15 protein-coding genes and 1 tRNA gene are annotated in these 18,785 nt (G+C 63.4%); 3 read left to right on the plus strand and 13 right to left on the minus strand.

Going from position 1 to position 18,785, the window contains the following annotated elements; all coding sequences use genetic code 11:
• Position 1 precedes the first annotated feature (1 nt).
• The 3 genes from rpsL to rpoB all read right to left on the minus strand — a co-directional run bounded on the left by rpsL (position 2) and on the right by rpoB (position 8,298).
• Entirely contained in the window at positions 2-376 is a 375-nt protein-coding gene (rpsL, locus tag U7114_RS05120) for a 30S ribosomal protein S12 (protein WP_009358312.1), read from the minus strand.
• A gap of 394 nt (positions 377-770) precedes the next feature.
• Positions 771-4,670, minus strand: coding sequence for a DNA-directed RNA polymerase subunit beta' (locus tag U7114_RS05125; protein ID WP_157241603.1), 3,900 nt, complete (start codon positions 4,668-4,670; stop codon positions 771-773).
• Positions 4,671-4,788: 118 nt separating this feature from the next.
• Positions 4,789-8,298 (minus strand): DNA-directed RNA polymerase subunit beta, encoded by a 3,510-nt coding sequence (rpoB, locus tag U7114_RS05130; RefSeq protein ID WP_157241602.1) that lies wholly within the window; start codon positions 8,296-8,298, stop codon positions 4,789-4,791.
• A gap of 463 nt (positions 8,299-8,761) precedes the next feature.
• Between rpoB and U7114_RS05135 the strand changes: the two genes are divergently transcribed.
• Together U7114_RS05135 and U7114_RS05140 are read left to right on the plus strand one after the other, a co-directional pair.
• Positions 8,762-9,961 (plus strand): acetyl-CoA C-acetyltransferase, encoded by a 1,200-nt coding sequence (locus U7114_RS05135; protein ID WP_323056697.1) that lies wholly within the window; start codon positions 8,762-8,764, stop codon positions 9,959-9,961.
• Positions 9,961-10,458, plus strand: a complete 498-nt coding sequence (locus U7114_RS05140) for an aminoacyl-tRNA deacylase (protein ID WP_157241601.1) — start codon at positions 9,961-9,963, stop codon at positions 10,456-10,458. Before U7114_RS05135 ends, U7114_RS05140 begins: the two co-directional genes overlap by 1 nt.
• A gap of 134 nt (positions 10,459-10,592) precedes the next feature.
• On the opposite strand, the gene rplL is transcribed toward U7114_RS05140, so the two are convergent.
• From rplL to U7114_RS05185, 9 genes are all read right to left on the minus strand, one after another.
• Positions 10,593-10,970 (minus strand): 50S ribosomal protein L7/L12, encoded by a 378-nt coding sequence (gene rplL / locus U7114_RS05145; RefSeq protein WP_013601842.1) that lies wholly within the window; start codon positions 10,968-10,970, stop codon positions 10,593-10,595.
• 77 nt (positions 10,971-11,047) lie between these two features.
• The gene (gene rplJ / locus U7114_RS05150; protein WP_104998642.1) at positions 11,048-11,629 is read right to left on the minus strand and encodes a 50S ribosomal protein L10; all 582 of its coding nucleotides are present in this window, start codon (positions 11,627-11,629) and stop codon (positions 11,048-11,050) included.
• 297 nt (positions 11,630-11,926) lie between these two features.
• Positions 11,927-13,045, minus strand: coding sequence for a GNAT family N-acetyltransferase (locus U7114_RS05155; protein WP_157241600.1), 1,119 nt, complete (start codon positions 13,043-13,045; stop codon positions 11,927-11,929).
• 8 nt (positions 13,046-13,053) lie between these two features.
• Positions 13,054-14,193, minus strand: a complete 1,140-nt coding sequence (locus U7114_RS05160) for a GNAT family N-acetyltransferase (RefSeq protein ID WP_323056679.1) — start codon at positions 14,191-14,193, stop codon at positions 13,054-13,056.
• A gap of 122 nt (positions 14,194-14,315) precedes the next feature.
• A complete protein-coding gene (gene rplA / locus U7114_RS05165) occupies positions 14,316-15,023 on the minus strand; it encodes a 50S ribosomal protein L1 (RefSeq protein WP_157241598.1) in 708 nt (235 codons plus the stop codon).
• Positions 15,024-15,209: 186 nt separating this feature from the next.
• The gene (gene rplK, locus U7114_RS05170) at positions 15,210-15,641 is read right to left on the minus strand and encodes a 50S ribosomal protein L11 (RefSeq protein WP_003803853.1); all 432 of its coding nucleotides are present in this window, start codon (positions 15,639-15,641) and stop codon (positions 15,210-15,212) included.
• 129 nt (positions 15,642-15,770) lie between these two features.
• Positions 15,771-16,583 carry a transcription termination/antitermination protein NusG gene (gene nusG / locus U7114_RS05175; RefSeq protein ID WP_321214082.1) on the minus strand — a complete coding sequence of 271 codons (813 nt, stop codon included), beginning with the start codon at positions 16,581-16,583 and terminating at the stop codon, positions 15,771-15,773.
• Between the two features lie 114 nt (positions 16,584-16,697).
• Positions 16,698-16,982 (minus strand): preprotein translocase subunit SecE, encoded by a 285-nt coding sequence (secE, locus tag U7114_RS05180; RefSeq protein WP_104998647.1) that lies wholly within the window; start codon positions 16,980-16,982, stop codon positions 16,698-16,700.
• A gap of 82 nt (positions 16,983-17,064) precedes the next feature.
• Positions 17,065-17,137, minus strand: a tRNA-Trp gene (locus tag U7114_RS05185).
• A 274-nt stretch (positions 17,138-17,411) separates the two neighbouring features.
• Between U7114_RS05185 and U7114_RS05190 the strand changes: the two genes are divergently transcribed.
• Positions 17,412-18,629, plus strand: coding sequence for a pyridoxal phosphate-dependent aminotransferase (locus U7114_RS05190; protein ID WP_323056680.1), 1,218 nt, complete (start codon positions 17,412-17,414; stop codon positions 18,627-18,629).
• Between the two features lie 87 nt (positions 18,630-18,716).
• Here U7114_RS05190 and U7114_RS19375 read toward each other — a convergent pair.
• Positions 18,717-18,785 (minus strand): IS3 family transposase (locus U7114_RS19375; RefSeq protein WP_416235544.1); only part of this gene is annotated, 69 nt, incomplete at its 5' end.

The raw sequence follows: 18,785 nt of genomic DNA on the forward strand, positions 1-18,785 counted from the left end.
ATTACTTCTTCTCCATCTTTGCGCCGTAGCGGCTGCGTGCCTGCTTACGGTTCTTGACACCCTGGGTATCGAGGGCACCACGGACGATCTTGTAGCGGACACCCGGAAGGTCCTTCACACGACCACCGCGAACGAGCACAATGGAGTGCTCCTGCAGGTTGTGGCCAACACCGGGGATGTAAGCGGTAACTTCCACGCCGCCGTTGAGGCGCACACGTGCCACCTTACGCAGAGCCGAGTTCGGCTTCTTCGGGGTGGTGGTGTAGACGCGGGTGCAGACACCGCGGCGCATGGGGCTGCCCTTAAGCGCGGGAGCCTTGGTCTTTGAGACCTTAGGCGTGCGGCCCTTGCGGACCAGCTGGTTAATCGTAGGCACTCTCGTGTTCTCCGTTTTATCCGGAGTGGCCGCTTCCGGCCACTCTCCTTTGCGTTGCCCCGCCGCCCGGGCCTTGAAGAAGTTCTCCATGGCGGCGAAGGCGAAGCCTTAATAGTCGGATCGCATCCATAGGAACTGACTTACGTCTTCAATGGCCCCTAGGCATGCAAAAATGTGGCATACGTTGCACAAGAACCCTGCAAACCGGAAACGTCGCTCTGGTTCAGCCTTTCAGCTGGTACCGGCGCACTCATCCACTGCCACAATAACAATTGGTAACAAGTCTAGCATGGACGGCCCGTACCCCTTAATCAGGGCCATGCCGCCCCAACGGGAAGGCCCCGTCCCCGCGGTGCGGGGACGGGGCCTTCCATCAATCAGCGGGACTGCCGCTTTAGCGGAAGTCGTTGCCCAGGTCGTAGTCATCCAGCGGGATGGCGTGGAACTCGGGAGCTCCATCCCCGCCCAGGGTGTCGTACGAGAAGTCACTGAAGGCGCTGGGGCCGGTGAACAGGTTGGCCTTTGCTTCCTCAGTGGGCTCCACGGTGACCTCGGTGTAGCGCGGGAGGCCCGTGCCGGCCGGGATCAGCTTACCGATGATGACGTTCTCCTTGAGGCCCAGCAGCGGATCGCTCTTTCCTTCCATGGCCGCCTGCGTCAGGACGCGGGTGGTCTCCTGGAAGGAAGCTGCGGACAGCCAGGACTCGGTGGCCAGCGACGCCTTGGTGATGCCCATGAGCTCAGGACGTCCGGATGCCGGAGTCTTGCCCTCGGACACAACGCGGCGGTTGGCATCTTCGAAGCGGCTGCGCTCGGCGAGCTCGCCGGGCAGCAGGTCCGACTCGCCGGACTCGATGACCGTGACGCGGCGCAGCATCTGGCGGACGATAACCTCGACGTGCTTGTCGTGGATACCGATGCCCTGGCTGCGGTACACGCCCTGGACCTCGTCCACCAGGAACTTCTGTGCCGCACGCGGACCCATGATGCGCAGGACCTGCTTGGGATCCACCGGTCCGTTGATTAGCTTCTGGCCGACGGTGACGTGGTCGCCATCCTCGATCAGCAGGCGTGAACGGCGCAGGACCGGGTAGGCGATCTCTTCGGTTCCGTCATCGGGGGTGATGACCAGGCGCATCTGGCGCTCGGACTCTTCGATGGTGATGCGGCCGGCTGCTTCGGCAATCGGTGCAACACCCTTCGGAGTACGGGCTTCGAAGAGCTCCTGGATACGGGGCAGACCCTGGGTGATGTCGTCGCCGCCGCTGGCGGAGACTGCACCACCGGTGTGGAACGTACGCATGGTCAGCTGGGTACCGGGCTCACCGATGGACTGTGCGGCGATGATGCCCACGGCCTCGCCGATGTCCACGGTCTTGCCGGTTGCCAGTGAACGGCCGTAGCACAGGGCACAGGTTCCGACGCTGGACTCACAGGTGAGTACGGAGCGGACCTTGACCTCGGTGATGCCTGCCTTGAACAGCTCGTCGATGACCACGTCGCCGCAGTCGGTGCCGGCCGCCGCAAGGACCTTGCCCTCGGAATCCACGACGTCGACGGCGAGGGTACGTGCGTAGGCACTGTTCTCGACGTTCTCGTCCAGGACCAGCTCGCCGTTGGAATCGGCGACGGCGATGGGCGTGACCAGGCCACGCTCGGTGCCGCAGTCTTCTTCGCGGACGATGACGTCCTGGGACACGTCCACAAGGCGACGGGTCAGGTAACCCGAGTTTGCGGTACGCAGAGCGGTGTCAGCCAGGCCCTTACGGGCACCGTGCGTGGCGATGAAGTACTCCAGCACCGACAGGCCCTCGCGGTAGGAGGACTTGATGGGGCGCGGGATGATTTCACCCTTAGGGTTGGCCACCAGGCCACGGATACCCGCGATCTGGCGGACCTGCATCCAGTTACCACGTGCACCGGAGGACACCATGCGGTTGATGGTGTTCATCGGTGACAGGCTGTCGCGCATTGCCTGGGCGATCTCGTTGGTTGCCTTGTTCCAGATTTCGATCAGTTCCTGGCGACGCTCGTCGTCGTCAATCAGGCCCTTGTCGTACTGGCCCTGGATCTTGGCGGCGCGTTCCTCGTAACCGGCGAGGATCGCAGGCTTTGCGGCCGGAACCTCGATGTCCGAGATGGCGACGGTAACGCCCGAGCGGGTGGCCCAGTAGAAACCGGCATCCTTGAGGTTGTCCAGCGTTGCCGCGGTGACGACCTTCGGGTAGCGCTCGGCGAGGTCGTTGACGATGCGGGACAGTTCGCCCTTGTCGGCAACAGCCTCGACCCACGGGTAGTCCTCGGGCAGCGTCTCGTTGAAGAGAACCTGGCCCAGGGAGGTCTGGACGAGTGCCGGCTGACCCGGCTCCCAGCCCTCCGGAGCTTCCCAGCCTGCGTACGGCACGAAGCCTTCGAGGCGGATCTTGACCTGCGAGTTAAGGTGCAGCTCGCGGGCGTCGAACGCCATGATGGCCTCTGCGACCGAGCCGAAGATGCGGCCTTCACCGGCCGAACCCTTCCGCTTGGTGGTCAGGTGGTAGAGGCCGATGATCATATCCTGCGACGGCAGGGTGACCGGGCGTCCGTCAGAGGGCTTCAGGATGTTGTTGGAGGACAGCATCAGGATGCGGGCTTCAGCCTGGGCTTCGGGGCTCAGCGGCAGGTGGACTGCCATCTGGTCGCCGTCGAAGTCGGCGTTGAAGGCGCCACAAACCAGCGGGTGGAGCTGGATTGCCTTGCCTTCAACAAGCTGCGGTTCGAAGGCCTGGATGCCGAGGCGGTGCAGGGTAGGTGCACGGTTGAGCAGCACCGGGTGTTCGGTGATGATCTCTTCCAGCACGTCCCAGACCTGCGGGCGGTAACGCTCAACCATTCGCTTGGCCGACTTGATGTTCTGGGCGTGGTTGAGGTCAACCAGGCGCTTCATCACGAACGGCTTGAAGAGCTCCAGCGCCATCTGCTTGGGCAGGCCGCACTGGTGCAGCTTCAGCTGCGGGCCGACGACGATGACCGAACGGCCCGAGTAGTCGACGCGCTTGCCCAGGAGGTTCTGGCGGAAACGGCCCTGCTTGCCCTTGAGCATGTCGCTCAGGGACTTCAGCGGACGGTTGCCCGGTCCGGTGACCGGACGGCCGCGGCGGCCGTTGTCGAAGAGGCTGTCAACAGCTTCCTGAAGCATGCGCTTCTCGTTGTTGACGATGATCTCCGGAGCACCCAGGTCAAGCAGGCGCTTGAGGCGGTTGTTGCGGTTGATCACGCGGCGGTACAGGTCGTTGAGGTCGGAGGTCGCGAAGCGGCCACCGTCCAGCTGGACCATGGGGCGCAGTTCCGGCGGGATCACCGGAACGGCGTCGAGGACCATGCCAAGCGGGCTGTTGTTGGTGGTCAGGAACGCGTTGACCACCTTCAGGCGCTTCAGGGCGCGGGTCTTGCGCTGGCCCTTGCCGTTGGCGATGATGTCGCGCAGCAGGTCAGATTCAGCCTGCATGTCGAAGCTCTCAAGACGCTTCTTGATGGCTTCGGCACCCATGGAGCCTTCGAAGTACATGCCGTAGCGGTCGCGCAGCTCGCGGTACAGGCCTTCGTCACCCTCAAGGTCAGCGACCTTCAGGTTCTTGAAGCGGTCCCAGACCTGCTCGAGGCGCTCGATGTCGGCGTCGGCACGCTTGCGCACGTTGGCCATCTGGCGGTCGGCGGAGTCGCGGGCCTTCTTCTTGTCGGCAGCCTTCGCGCCTTCGCCTTCGAGGCGGGCGATTTCGCCTTCGAGGTCGCGGGCGATCGCCGCGATGTCGGAGTCGCGGTTGTCGATGAGCTGCTTCTTCTCGATGTCGTGCTCAACCTGCAGGTTGGGCAGTTCCTCGTGGCGGGCGGCTTCATCAACGCTGGTGATCATGTAGGCAGCGAAGTAGATGACCTTTTCGAGGTCCTTCGGCGCCAGGTCAAGGAGGTAGCCCAGGCGTGAGGGAACACCCTTGAAGTACCAGATGTGCGTGACCGGGGCGGCCAGCTCGATGTGGCCCATGCGTTCGCGGCGGACCTTTGCGCGGGTGACTTCAACGCCACACCGCTCACAGATGATGCCCTTGAAGCGCACGCGCTTGTACTTACCGCAGTAGCATTCCCAGTCCCGGGAGGGGCCGAAGATCTTCTCGCAGAAGAGGCCGTCCTTCTCGGGCTTGAGCGTGCGGTAGTTGATGGTTTCCGGCTTCTTAACCTCGCCGTAAGACCAGCCGCGGATGTCTTCCGCGGTGGCGAGGCCGATCTGCATGAGGCCGAAGGAGGATTCGCTGGACATATGGTCCCTGTTCTCTCTTGTTCTCTAAATTCTGAAGTCTTGGGTTACGGAAAGAGGGAGGTGAGGTACCGGAAAAGGCAGCGCGGGTGGCGCGCTGCTTTCCCGGTACGCCCGCCTGCTAAACCTCTTCTACGGAACTGGGCTCTGCACGGGACAGATCGATACCCAGTTCCTCCGCAGCCGTGAAGACTGCGTCATCAGAGTCACGCATTTCAATTGTGGTTCCGTCCGTGGAGAGGACTTCCACGTTCAGGCACAGCGACTGCATTTCCTTGATCAAGACCTTGAAGGACTCGGGAACACCCGGCTCGGGGATGTTCTCGCCCTTGACGATGGCTTCGTAGACCTTCACGCGACCATGGATGTCGTCAGACTTGATCGTGAGAAGCTCCTGGAGCGTGTAGGCGGCGCCGTAAGCTTCGAGCGCCCACACTTCCATTTCACCGAAGCGCTGGCCACCGAACTGTGCCTTACCACCCAGCGGCTGCTGCGTGATCATGGAGTACGGGCCGGTGGAGCGCGCGTGGATCTTGTCGTCCACCAGGTGGTGGAGCTTCAGGATGTACATGTAGCCGACCGAGATCGGATCCGGGAACGGCTCGCCGGAGCGGCCGTCGAACAGGCGGGTCTTGCCGGAGGAGTTGATCAGGCGTTCGCCGTCACGCGTCACGTTGGTGGAGTCCAGCAGGCCCGTGATTTCCTCTTCGCGGGCGCCGTCGAACACCGGCGTTGCAACAGTGGTCTGGCCACTCTCGCGCGGCAGGTTCGGCAGCTGCTTGACCCACTCAGGCTCGCCTTCGATCTTCCAACCGGTCTTGGCAACCCAGCCGAGGTGCGTTTCGAGCACCTGGCCGACGTTCATACGGCCCGGAACACCCAGCGGGTTCAGGACGATATCAACGGGGGTGCCGTCGGCAAGGAAGGGCATGTCCTCAACGGGGAGGATCTTGGAGATGACACCCTTGTTGCCGTGGCGGCCGGCGAGCTTGTCGCCGTCGGTGATCTTGCGCTTGGCAGCGACATAGACGCGGACCAGCTGGTTCACGCCCGGGGGCAGCTCGTCGTCGTTGTCGCGGTCGAAGACGCGAACGCCGATGACGGTGCCGGACTCGCCGTGGGGAACCTTCAGGGAGGTGTCGCGGACTTCGCGCGACTTCTCACCAAAGATGGCGCGCAGCAGGCGCTCTTCCGGGGTCAGTTCGGTTTCACCCTTCGGGGTGACCTTTCCGACCAGGATGTCCCCTGCTTCAACCTCGGCACCGATGTGGATGATGCCGCGCTCGTCCAGGCCCGCCAGGACTTCCTCGGACACGTTGGGGATGTCACGGGTGATTTCCTCGGCACCAAGCTTGGTGTCGCGGGCATCGATCTCGTGCTCCTCGATGTGGATGGAGGAAAGGACGTCCTCGGCAACAATGCGCTGCGAGAGGATGATGGCGTCCTCGAAGTTGTGGCCTTCCCATGACATGAATGCCACGAGCAGGTTCTTGCCGAGGGCGAGCTCGCCCTGGTCCGTTGCCGGGCCGTCGGCGATGATGCCGCCAACTTCCAGGCGCTGGCCTTCGTTCACCAGGACACGGTGGTTGTAGCAGTTGCCCTGGTTGGAGCGGGCGAACTTGTTGATGCGGTAGTTGGTCTCGGTGCCGTCGTCGTTGAGCATGATGACGAGCTCGGCGGAAACCTCGGTGACCACGCCGGCCTTCTTCGCGATGACAACGTCACCGGCGTCGACGGCTGCGGCGCGTTCCATGCCGGTGCCCACGAAGGGGGCCTCGGAACGGACCAGCGGCACGGCCTGGCGCTGCATGTTGGCACCCATGAGTGCACGGTTGGCATCGTCATGCTCGAGGAACGGGATCAGGGCGGTAGCCACGGACACCATCTGGCGCGGGGAAACGTCCATGAACTCGACGTCGGCGGCGGGGACGAGGACAGGCTCGCCTCCACCACCGCGGGCACGGACCAGGACGGTGTCTTCGGCGAACTTCTTGTTCTCGTCCAGCGGCGCGTTGGCCTGGGCGATCAGCACCTCGGCCTCGTCGTCGGCGGTCAGGTACTGGACGTCGTCGGAAACGACGCCGTCCTTGACCAGGCGGTACGGGGTCTCGATGAAGCCGAACGGGTTGATGCGTCCGTAGGAAGCCAGCGAACCGATCAGGCCAATGTTCGGGCCTTCAGGAGTTTCGATGGGGCACATACGTCCGTAGTGGGACGGGTGCACGTCACGGACTTCCATGCCGGCACGGTCACGGGACAGACCGCCGGGGCCAAGCGCGGACAGGCGGCGCTTGTGGGTCAGGCCCGAGAGCGGGTTGTTCTGGTCCATGAACTGCGAGAGCTGGGAGGTTCCGAAGAACTCCTTGATCGCGGCGACCACGGGGCGGATGTTGATCAGGGTCTGCGGCGTGATGGCCTCGACGTCCTGGGTGGTCATACGCTCGCGGACCACGCGCTCCATGCGGGACAGGCCGGTGCGGACCTGGTTCTCGATGAGCTCGCCGACGGCGCGGATGCGGCGGTTGCCGAAGTGGTCGATGTCGTCGATTTCGACGCGCAGGTCCACTTCCTGGCCGTCACGGGTGCCCTTGATGGTCTTCTCGCCGGCGTGCAGCGCGACGAGGAACTTGATCATGGCAACGATGTCTTCAACGTGCAGGACCGAAGCTTCCTTGTCGCCAAGGGAGCGGTCGATGCCAAGCTTGCGGTTGATCTTGTAGCGGCCAACCTTGGCCAGATCGTAGCGCTTGGAGTTGAAGTACAGGTTGTCCAGCAGGGACTGGGCAGCCTCGACGGTGGGCGGCTCGCCCGGTCGCAGCTTCCGGTAGATGTCCAGCAACGCGTCTTCGCGGGTTTCGGTGGCGTCCTTCTCCAGGGTTGCCCGCATGGAGTCGTACTGGCCGAACTCTTCGAGGATCTGGCCTTCGGTCCAGCCGAGGGCCTTCAGCAGGACCGTGACGGACTGCTTGCGCTTGCGGTCGAGGCGGACGCCGACCTGGTCGCGCTTGTCGATTTCGAGCTCGAACCAGGCGCCGCGGGACGGGATGATCTTCGCGGTGAAGATGTCCTTGTCGCTGGTCTTGTCGGCGGCGCGCTCGAAGTAGGCGCCCGGGGAACGGACCAGCTGGGAGACGACGACACGCTCGGTGCCGTTGACGACGAAGGTGCCCTTCTCGGTCATCAGCGGGAAGTCACCCATGAACACGGTCTGCTGCTTGATTTCGCCCGTGTTGTTGTTCATGAACTCGGCCTTGACGTACAGCGGAGCCGAGTACGTAGCGTCCCGGTCCTTGCACTCGGCCATGGTGTACTTGGGGTCAGCGAACTCCGGATCGGAGAAGCTCAGGGACATGGTGCCCTGGAAGTCCTCGATCGGGGAGATCTCTTCGAAGATGTCCGACAGGCCGGACGTGGTGGCGACGCTGAGATCGTTTTCTTCGACAGCCTTTGCTACGCGTGCCTGCCAGCGCTCATTTCCGACCAGCCAGTCGAAGCTGTCCGTCTGGAGGGCAAGCAGATTCGGAACGTCAAGAGGTTCGTGAATCTTTGCGAATGAGAGCCGGCGAGTGGCACCATCAGTGCTGTCGGCGGTGTTAGCGGTTTCGTTATTAGAGGTGCTCGAGGCGACCAAGAGGGATCCTTCCACAGACCTTCAGGCGTTTTCAGATCTCCCCCGCTGTGCACCCTGCGGAATGCTCCGCAGTGCTACCAATCCGGTTCCGCTATATGACCCGGGGCCGGTGCTGACCATGCTGTGACGTTGTTGACGGCACGTTGATTGTCAGCTGCCAGGCAAAGCCCACCGCTATATGAAGGCTGAAGGTAAACAGGGAAGACGCAAATATCTACGATACGGCAAAATAACCTACATGTCTACCCCACATCCGGCGGGATTGCAAGCACCGGATTTCCGCCCGGCTCCCTGGCGACGTTGAAGAGGCTTCCTGAACAGGCTTCCCAAGGCGCCGCCCGCGTTCCGGAATGCAACTTGCTTTGCGGAATGCACCTGGCGGGACAGGCGTTTGAATAGTTAGGTGACCAGGGTCACGGTACCCTTGGTGGCCTACACCGAAAACGGACCGGAAGAGATAACCATGGGCAACTCTCCTGACAACACTGACGTTGTCATACTCGCAGCAGCGCGCACACCGCAGGGCCGGCTCAACGGGCAGCTTGCAAGCTTCACCGCGGTGGAGCTCGGCGCCCGCGCCATCAAGGCTGCCCTGGAAGCCAGTGGCGTGGACGCCGCTGACGTGGACGCTGTCATCATGGGACAGGTGCTGCAGGCGGGCGCCGGCCAGAACCCCGCCCGGCAAAGCTCCATTGGCGCCGGCATCGGCTGGGACGTCCCTGCCGTGACCGTCAACAAGGTGTGCCTGTCCGGGCTCACCGCGGTGATTGACGCCGCCCGCCTGATCCGGGCCGGGGAGGCGGACGTTGTGGTGGCCGGCGGCCAGGAATCCATGACCCGGGCCCCGCACCTGCTGCCCGGTTCCAGGCAGGGGTGGACGTACGGCTCGATCCAGGCATGGGACGCCGCCGCCCACGATGGCCTGACCGACGCCTTCGACGGCCAGTCCATGGGCCTCTCCACCGAGACCCGCAACCTGGCACTGGGGATCGACCGGACCTCCCAGGACAATGTCGCTGCGCAGTCCCACCAGCGTGCCGCGCTGGCTGCCAAGAATGGAACGTTCGACGACGAGATCGTCCCGGTCAGCGTGAAGCAGCGCAAGGGGGACCCCATCGTGGTGTCCACTGACGAGGGGGTTCGGCCCAACACGTCTGTGGATTCCCTTGCCGGCCTGCGCGCCGCCTTTGTCACGGACGGGACCATCACCGCCGGCAACTCCTCTCCCCTGTCCGACGGGGCCGCCGCCCTGGTGCTGGCCTCCCGCGGCTATGCGGAGAAACACGGCCTTGAGTACCTCGCTGTGGTTGGGAAGCCCGGGCAGGTGGCAGGACCGGACAACTCACTGCATTCCCAGCCCTCCAACGCCATCCGGAACGCGCTGGCACGGGCGGGATGGACCACTGCTGACCTCGACTTCATCGAAATCAACGAAGCCTTCGGATCGGTGGCGGTGCAGTCGCTCAAGGACCTGGACTACCCGCTTGAGAAGTGCAATATCCACGGCGGGGCCATTGCGCTGGGCCACCCCATCGGGGCTTCCGGCGCGCGCCTGGCCGTGCATGCCGCACATGAACTCAAGCGCCGCGGAACAGGCAAGGCGGCGGTGTCCCTGTGCGGCGGCGGCGGGCAGGGCGAAGCGCTCCTGCTGTACCGCGACTGATGGCGGACGAAGTTGTGAAGGACGCGGACGGCGTCGGACATGGACGCTTCCTGGCCGACGCCGCCGCCCGCGGCCTGCAAGTGGACATCGTCGAAAGGCCCGCCGCCAAAAGCCTCGAGGAAGCGGCGGCGATCCTGGGAATCACGCCGGCGGACATCGTGAAGTCGCTGGTGGTCAAGCACAAGGACGGCTCGTTCCTGTTTGCGCTGATTCCCGGCGACCGGCAGATCTCATGGCCGAAGCTGCGGACCCTGGTGGGCGTCAACAAGCTGTCGCTGCCGCCCGCGGACGCGGCCCTGGATGCAACCGGCTATGAACGCGGCACCATCACGCCGCTGGGCAGTACCAAGAGCTGGCCGGTCTATGCGGACTCCACCGTTACCGGACGCAGGATCTCGATGGGCGCAGGCGCCCACGGCTACAGCGCCTTCGTGGATGCGGACGCCCTGACCGCAGCACTGGGTGCCGTCGTCGCGGACATCAGCGACCCGGCCTGACCGCGGCCCCAAGTAGGTAGCGCTAAGTGTCGTTTTGAACCCTCAAAACGACACTTAGCGCTACCTAGTTGGGCTGGGAACGCAAAAGCCCCGCCCACATGACGTGGACGGGGCTTTTCGCGGAAAAGGCGTTGTTACTTGAGGGTAACGGTGGCGCCTGCAGCCTCGAGCTGCTCCTTGGCCTTCTCGGCAGCTTCCTTGGTAGCACCTTCGAGGACAGCCTTGGGAGCGCTGTCAACCAGGTCCTTTGCTTCCTTGAGGCCCAGGGAAGTGATGGCGCGAACTTCCTTGATCACTGCGATCTTCTTGTCGCCGGCTGCTTCGAGGACGACGTCGAAGTCGGTCTTCTCTTCAACCTCTTCAGCAGCTGCGCCACCGGCGGGGCCGGCAACTGCAACAGCAGCAGCGGTAACTTCGAAGGTCTCTTCGAAGAGCTTGACGAACTCGGAGAGCTCGATGATGGTCAGTTCCTTGAAAGCTTCAATGAGCTCTTCGTTGCTGAGCTTCGCCATGGTAGGCGTCCTTCCTGTTGTGGTGTTCAGCGGCGCGGGGCCGGGCATCACACCGGAGTCTGGTGGGGTGAAGAGACTTAGTTCTCTTCAGCTGCGGGAGCGTCAGCCGGGGCTTCAGCTTCTGCGGCAGGTGCTTCTTCAGCGGCAGGCGCCTCGGCAGCTGCCGGTGCACCGTTCTCTTCTTCAAGCTTGAGGCGCAGTGCGTCAATGATGCGTGCAGCGGCGGCGGCAGGGGCCTTGAGGACGCCTGCAACCTTGGCGAGCTGCAGCTCACGGGACTCGAGTGCTGCCAGTGCGGCAACCTCGCTGGCGTTCAGAGCCTTGCCCTCGAAGTAGCCGGTCTTGATGACAAGCTGCTTGTTGGTCTTGGCAAAATCCGTCAGGCTCTTGGCAGCGGCAACTGCGTCACCCTTGATGAACGCGATTGCAGTGGGGCCGGAGAGCTGGTCGTTGAATGCTTCAACGCCGGCTTCCTTGGCTGCAATGGCGGTCAGGGTGTTCTTGACGACCGCGAACTTGGTGTCCTGGCCGAGAGAAACACGCAGCTGCTTGAGCTGTGCAACGGTGAGCCCGCGGTATTCGGTCAGGACAGCGGCGTTCGATTCCTTGAAATCGTTAGTGATCTCAGCTACTGCTGAAACCTTGGTAGGCGTTGCCATAACCCTCCTTCCGGGGATAGTGCCGGTATTCGACGGTCCCCGCTCAAGGTGAGCTAAAACTAAAAACGCCCCGCGCAGATGCACGGGGCTTGGCTCAACACGGATATCCCATGGAGCTGTTGCTTCGTTCACCTGCGCCGGCCGCCCTACGTTGAGGGTCCTTCGTCCAGAAACCCACTGCGTCTCCCGCGCACAACTGCAGAGTTGAGCCATGTTCGAGAGAGTGGATTTCCAACAACCGACGGTCTTTGGTCCTTCAAGTCTACGGGAGAGCCATCACTGCGCCAAATCGCGCCCTCAGCTGGTGCTTGTGCCCAGCTGCGGGAGTTCTTTCTGCCAGATGCCCGTGACCCCGGCCGTCTGGAATCCCAGCTGCTTATTGACCGTCAGGAGGTACCGGTTTTCCGGCGCATTCCAGGTGTAGATGATCCGGGCATCCGGAAACTGTTCGGTGAGCCGTTCCATGTTTGCCACCTTGATCAGCAGGCCGAGTTTGTTTCCGCGGTGTTCCTGCAGCACCAGTGTGTCGTCCTGGAAGACAACGTCGGCGCGGTGCGCCAGGACGGTGATGGTGGTCAGGCCCACAAGGGCACCTGTGGCGAGGTGCTCGACGGCGGTGACCACCGTCCGCCGCCCCTGCGCGATGGCGACGTCTTCCGCTTCCCGGAGGATGCCGCCGTCGAACACCATGTCCTGCTCAACGGGCGCTTCCAAGGAGGGATCGACGTCGGCCCCCGCCTGGTTCTCAAGGACGGCGACAGCTTCGAGCCACTGGTCCGGGCACCGGTCCGTCCAGTGGTGCAGCCGGTAGCGGCCGTTGTTGGCCTCCTCCGCTTCGGCCTGCAGGTCCGCAACCAGCTTCGAATCCAGGGGCAGTGCGCAGGAACTGAACTGTTCAATGTGTTGGAGTGTGTACCCGGTCTTCTGCGCGAACTCTACTTCGCGGCTCTCCAGCGGCACGAAGCCCTGGCCGGAGCCGGGGACCAGCTGGGCCTTTTCGAACTCGTGAAGGGACGCACCCGGATGGTTGGTGTCCACCAGGATCATGGTGCGGCCTTCCGCCCGGGCCAGCTGTTCGGCGGCCTGGAGCAGCCGCCTGCCCACGCCCTGGCGCTGGAACTCCGGCAGGATGTCCAGCGTGAACTCCGCGAGGTCCAGGTTGTCGGTGAGGGGCAGGGCGATGTCCACGGTGCCCACGATTTCGCCGTCCACTTTGGCCACCAGGATGAGCTGCCGCTCATAGGGGTCTTCAAATTCCAGGAGCTTTTCCAGCGGCTCGTAGGCGAGGTCGTCGCTCCCCCAGGTCTGCATCCGGACCTTCCGGCCCACCTCGACCGCGGCAAGGAAGTCTGCGGCGTCCGGGGAGTCGAGTGAGTCCGGGATCCAGAGCTGTTCGATCTTCACGTCTTTTGCCATTGGCGTCTTCATCCCAGCCGTTTCTGCCACTCACCTTCATAGCCGGCGGGCCTGAATCCAAGGGCATTATTTATGGCCAGCATATGTCGGTTTTCAACGGCATTCCACGTCAACACTGACCGCACGGACGGCCACCGGCCCTGGGCGCGCCGAAGGTTCGCCAGTTTCACCAGGAGCCCGAGGCGGTGGCCGCGGTGGCCTCCGGCAACGAGCGTGTCCTGCTGGGCGATCGTGTCAGGAACCCCGGGCCGCCAGTTCAGGACGGTGTAGGCAACCAGTTCGCCCGTACTTAGGTGGAGGGCCGCCGTCACTGCCGACTGGACTCCGCCGCGGGACAGCGTCCGCTCTTCGTCGCGCACGCGGGCGGCATCCCAGTCTTCGCCTTCCCAGTCCATGCCGGCGATGGGAACGTCCTCGGTCATCGTGGCCTTAAGCCGGGCGTAGGCGTCCACCAGGGCCTCCGGGCAGTGATCGTCCCAGCCGGTAAGTCCGTAGCCTGCGGCCCGGGAAGAGGCCTCGGCCTCCAACTGGTCCAGCAGTTCCGGGGCCACCGGCAGCCCGAGGCGGCTGGAGCGCTCCACCTGCTCCAGCTCGTAACCGGAAGCGAGGGCAAAGGCTACGGCGGGGGCGGTGAGCGGCAGGCCGCCCGCACCGGATTTGGCGGGCAGCAGCACAGCTCCGTCCGCATTCGCCAGCGGGACCTCGTGATAAGCGTCCAGGGACATCCTGCCCCGCTCCCGGGCTACGGTTTCAGCGTGTTGCCGGAGGATGCGTCCCAATCCCCGGCGCCGGTGGGCCGGGGAGATGAGGACGTCGATTCCGGCGGTGTGCGTGTTCTCGCGGAGCGGGAGCGTCACAGAGCAGAAGCCCACTGGTTCCCGGCCCAGCCTGGCAAGGTAAAGCTGCCGCTCCTCGTACTCATTGCCCTGCCAGAACTCCAGGGCTTCCGCCAGCGTGGGGCAGCGGTCCAGGTTGCCCCAAAGCTCCAGTTCGTGGGCCACGCGCATGTCATGGCACACCGTGAAGTCGGCAGTTGCGTTCCCGGCGCTTGCCACCGCTCCGCTGCCGGGTGCCAGGAGGACGTCCACGGCGGAAATCGTGAGGGCATCGGGCGTCCCCGTGACGCCATCCAACTCCGGTTCGGCCATTTCTACAGCTTAGGCAAACTGACACCCGTCCGGGACAGGAAGCTTAAAACACAACCGCCCGGCAGGTGCCGGGCGGTTGTGTTTGCTGCGGACAGGTCCGCAGCGGAAGTTCAAGTGAGGATTTAGGCCTCGGTCAGAACCTTGGTGACGTTCGGGTCAACGGAGATGCCGGGACCGAACGTGGTGGCAACGGTGGCCTTCTGGATGTAGCGGCCCTTCGAAGCGGACGGCTTCAGGCGAAGCACCTCTTCCAGTGCTGCTGCGTAGTTCTCGGCCAGCTTGATGGCGTCGAAGGACACCTTGCCGATGATGAAGTGCAGGTTGGAGTGCTTGTCGACGCGGAAGTCGATCTTTCCACCCTTGATGTCGTTGACGGCCTTGGTGACGTCAGGGGTCACGGTGCCCGTCTTGGGGTTCGGCATCAGGTTACGCGGACCCAGGACCTTACCGAGGCGGCCAACCTTGCCCATGAGGTCGGGGGTGGCGACGGCGGCGTCGAAGTCGGTCCAGCCGCCGGCGATCTTTTCGATCAGGTCATCGGAACCAACGAAGTCGGCGCCGGCAGCGATTGCTGCTTCAGCCTTGTCACCCGTGGCGAAAACCAGGACGCGGGCGGTCTTGCCGGTGCCGTGGGGCAGGTTGACCGTGCCGCGGACCATCTGGTCAGCCTTACGGGGGTCGACGCCGAGGCGGAATGCAACCTCAACGGTGGCGTCGAACTTGGACGGGTTGGTGTCCTTGGCGAGCGTTACTGCCTCGAACGGCGCGTAGAACTTCTCCGCGTCGATCTTGGCGGCTGCTGCCTCATATGCTTTGCTGCGCTTTGCCATGCTGCTTGTTTCTCCTTGTGCAGTTGTGGTCTGCGGACCGCGCTGGGCCCTGCCACAGTTGGTGAGCGGACTCGTTATCCGTGCCCGGTTCCCAACATTTCAATGTAGGTGGTGCCGGTTGTCCCGGCGGTGCCGCCCGTCGTCGTGATCGGTTTCCCGAGCCCGACGCCAAGGCGACGGAAGCGACTAGCCTTCGACGGTGATACCCATGGAGCGGGCGGTGCCGGCGATGATCTTCGCTGCGCCTTCGAGGCTGGTTGCGTTGAGGTCTTCCATCTTGGTGGAAGCAATCTCGTTGACCTGGGCCTGGGTCAGCTTGGCAACCTTGACGGTGTGCGGGGTAGCTGAACCCTTGGCGACGCCTGCAGCCTTCTTGATGAGCTCTGCAGCCGGCGGGGTCTTGGTGATGAACGTGAAGGAACGGTCCTCGTAGACCGTGATTTCCACGGGGATGACGTTTCCGCGCTGGGCTTCCGTCGCAGCGTTGTACGCCTTGCAGAATTCCATGATGTTGACACCGTGCTGGCCAAGCGCAGGACCGATCGGCGGAGCCGGGTTAGCGGCACCTGCCTGGATCTGCAGCTTGATGAGGCCGGTGACCTTCTTCTTGGGAGCCAATGTAGGGTCCTTCTCTCAATAACGTCCTGGGGCACAGGAGCGTGCCTCAGGTTTTTGGCCGCCATGGCGAGGCGGCCGGCCGTTCCGGTGCTGCTAAGCGGGCAGCGCCGGGACGAATTCTTTGGATAATCAGATCTTGGTGACCTGGTTGAACGCCAGGGTGACCGGCGTTTCGCGCTCGAAGATGGAAACCAGCACCACGAGGGTCTGGGATTCGACCTTGATCTCGGAGATCGTGGCGGGAAGGGTCTCGAAGGGGCCTTCCTTGACGATGACCGACTCGCCGACCTCGAAGTCGACGTCCACCGGAGCCTGGTTCTGCTTGTTGACCGGCTTGCCCTTCTCGGCCTGCTCTTCCTCGAAGACGGGGGCAAGCATGGAGAAGACCTCATCGAGGCGCAGCGGCACCGGGTTGTGGGCGTTGCCCACGAAGCCGGTCACGCCGGGGGTGTGCCGGACGGCGCCCCAGGAGGCGTCGGTCAGGTCCATGCGGACCAGCACATAGCCCGGGATGCGGACGCGGTTGATCACCTTGCGCTGAGCATTCTTGATCTCAACGACTTCTTCCATCGGCACCTGGATCTCGAAGATGTAATCTTCCATGTCCAGGGTCTGGATGCGGGTTTCCAGGTTGGCCTTCACGCGGTTTTCGTAACCTGCGTAGGAGTGGATGACGTACCAGTCACCTTCCTGGCGGCGCAGCTTGGCCTTGAACTCTTCTGCGGGGTCTACCTCGGCCTTGGCGGCGGCAGCGGCGAGGGCGTCGGTGGACTGTTCCTCGGAGCCGGCCTCGTCATCAGCCTTTGCGTCGAAGTCATCGGAATCGGCGTCGTCGGATTCGGGCGCGGAGGACTCAACCTCAGACTCGTCACCGGCTTCTGCCGTGATGTCCGCGGACTCTTCCAGCTCAGTCTCGGTTACCTCGAGCTCCTGCTCAGACACTTGGTCTCCTGCTTCCTCATTGCCTAACATGCCTATTTAAATGGCTCAATTCCGCACACCGGTGTTTCCCTCCGGATTCCCGGACGGAACACACAGCCTGCGGACGGTACAGCCTTAGCTGTCCGTGGGGCCTTTACCGCCGAAGAGCCAGCCGACGGCGGATCCGAAGCCAATGTCCAGCAGGCTGACGATGACCATCATGATGCCCACGAACACCAGCACCACGAGTGTGTAATTAATCAGTTCCTTGCGGGTTGGTGCAACAACCTTCTTCAGTTCGCCGATGATCTGGCGGACAAAAAGTGCAATGCGAGCGAAGAAGTTTGCCTTGGCGTCCTTCTTAGCTGGGCGGCCCTTGGAGCTGCTGGCAGCTGTTTCGGTCACCTGGTCCTCGCTCATCTTTGCAATGTTGGATTACCCGGTCCTGATCAGAACCATGGTTGCTGCGCTTGCCCCGGATTTTCGCCCGGGGCAGCTTGCGCAGGGCAGACAGGACTCGAACCTGCAACCTGCGGTTTTGGAGACCGCTGCGCTACCAATTGCGCCACTACCCTATGGAGTGAATTCCACTCTCCGATGACGAACCGCCAGCTGCACTGGGGCGCACGTCATCATCCGTGTTTCAACACCGGTGAACCAGTCTACGCAACAACTTCGCGTTCGTCGAACCGGCCCGTTTCCGGCCCCCAACTGCTGCCCTGGCTGACATTGACCGGAACAGTCACAAATCAAGACGGGCAACCCGGAGGGTCCGCTGAACAGCATAGAGTAGAACTCGTCGAATCCCACATTCCAGCCGCCAGGCTGCAAGCGAAGAACGGACCTGCCATGTCTGCCGCCCGCGTTTCCCAGCGCATTTCCGCCATTGCCGAATCCGCAACCCTTGCCGTTGATGCCAAGGCGAAGGCGCTGAAGGCTGCAGGCCGGCCGGTCATTGGATTCGGTGCGGGTGAACCCGACTTTCCTACTCCGGACTACATCGTCCAGGCCGCCATCGAAGCGGCAAGCCAGCCGAAGTACCACCGCTACTCCCCCGCCGGCGGGCTGCCCGAACTGAAGAAGGCCATCGCCGAGAAGACCCTGCGCGACTCCGGCTACGCCGTGGACCCTTCCCAGGTTTTGGTGACCAACGGCGGCAAGCAGGCGGTCTACAACACTTTCGCCACCCTGGTGGATCCCGGCGACGAGGTCATTGTTCCCACTCCGTTCTGGACCACCTACCCGGAGGCCATCCGGCTCGCAGGCGGCGTGCCGGTGGAGGTCTTCGCCGGCCCGGAGCAGGACTACCTCGTCACCGTTGAACAGCTTGAGGCAGCTGTCACGGACAAAACGAAGATCCTGCTGTTCGTCTCGCCCTCCAACCCCACGGGCTCGGTGTACTCGCCGGAGCAGGTGGCCGAGATCGGCAAGTGGGCGGCGGCCAAGGGCCTCTGGGTGGTCACCGACGAGATCTACGAGCACCTGACGTACGACGGCGTTCCCTTCACCTCGATCGCGACCGCCGCCCCTGAGCTGGGCGACAAGGTCGTCATCCTCAACGGCGTCGCGAAGACCTACGCCATGACCGGCTGGCGCGTGGGCTGGATGATCGGCCCGGCCGATGTCATCAAGGCAGCCACCAACCTCCAGTCGCACGCAACGTCCAATGTCTCCAACATCATGCAGATCGCTGCCCTGGCTGCCGTTTCCGGCCCACTGACCGCCGTCGACGAGATGAAGGTGGCGTTCGACCGCCGCCGCAAGGCCATCGTTGCTGGCCTGAACGCCATCGAGGGGGTGGAATGCCCGACGCCGAAAGGTGCCTTCTACGTCTACGCGGACGTCCGCGCGCTGCTGGGGAAGGAATTCCCGACGGCGTCCGGCACGGCCACGCCGCAGACGTCCGCTGAGCTGGCCGCGCTGATCCTGGACGAGGTCGAGGTGGCAGTGGTTCCGGGTGAGGCCTTCGGCCCCTCCGGCTACCTGCGCCTTTCGTACGCACTGGGCGACGAAGACCTCGCCACCGGCGTCCAGCGCCTGCAGGACTTCCTGGGCAAGGCCCAATAGGCACCCTCTCTCACTTAATGCGGGAAAAACCGGAACGCTCTATCACTCTGAACTGGTCCCCGGAAGTTGGACTGGCCAAATAGGATCCTAAACTGCGAGGGCCTGGGCACGGTATTGGACCGGGCTCAGGCCCTTGAGCTTTGTTGAGATTCTTTT

It is taken from the genome of Pseudarthrobacter sp. C1 (assembly GCF_034720455.1).
GTDB lineage: Bacteria > Actinomycetota > Actinomycetes > Actinomycetales > Micrococcaceae > Arthrobacter.

Coding starts and splice junctions, on each gene's coding strand:
- U7114_RS05125 (WP_157241603.1), bottom strand. CDS start 4,670: ATGTCCAGCGAATCCTCCTTCGGCCTCATGCAGATCGGCCTCGCCACC.
- rplL (WP_013601842.1), bottom strand. CDS start 10,970: ATGGCGAAGCTCAGCAACGAAGAGCTCATTGAAGCTTTCAAGGAACTG.
- U7114_RS05155 (WP_157241600.1), bottom strand. CDS start 13,045: ATGGCAAAAGACGTGAAGATCGAACAGCTCTGGATCCCGGACTCACTC.
- rplJ (WP_104998642.1), bottom strand. CDS start 11,629: ATGGCAACGCCTACCAAGGTTTCAGCAGTAGCTGAGATCACTAACGAT.
- U7114_RS05135 (WP_323056697.1), top strand. CDS start 8,762: ATGGGCAACTCTCCTGACAACACTGACGTTGTCATACTCGCAGCAGCG.
- U7114_RS05140 (WP_157241601.1), top strand. CDS start 9,961: ATGGCGGACGAAGTTGTGAAGGACGCGGACGGCGTCGGACATGGACGC.
- U7114_RS05160 (WP_323056679.1), bottom strand. CDS start 14,193: ATGGCCGAACCGGAGTTGGATGGCGTCACGGGGACGCCCGATGCCCTC.
- secE (WP_104998647.1), bottom strand. CDS start 16,982: ATGAGCGAGGACCAGGTGACCGAAACAGCTGCCAGCAGCTCCAAGGGC.
- U7114_RS05190 (WP_323056680.1), top strand. CDS start 17,412: ATGTCTGCCGCCCGCGTTTCCCAGCGCATTTCCGCCATTGCCGAATCC.
- rplA (WP_157241598.1), bottom strand. CDS start 15,023: ATGGCAAAGCGCAGCAAAGCATATGAGGCAGCAGCCGCCAAGATCGAC.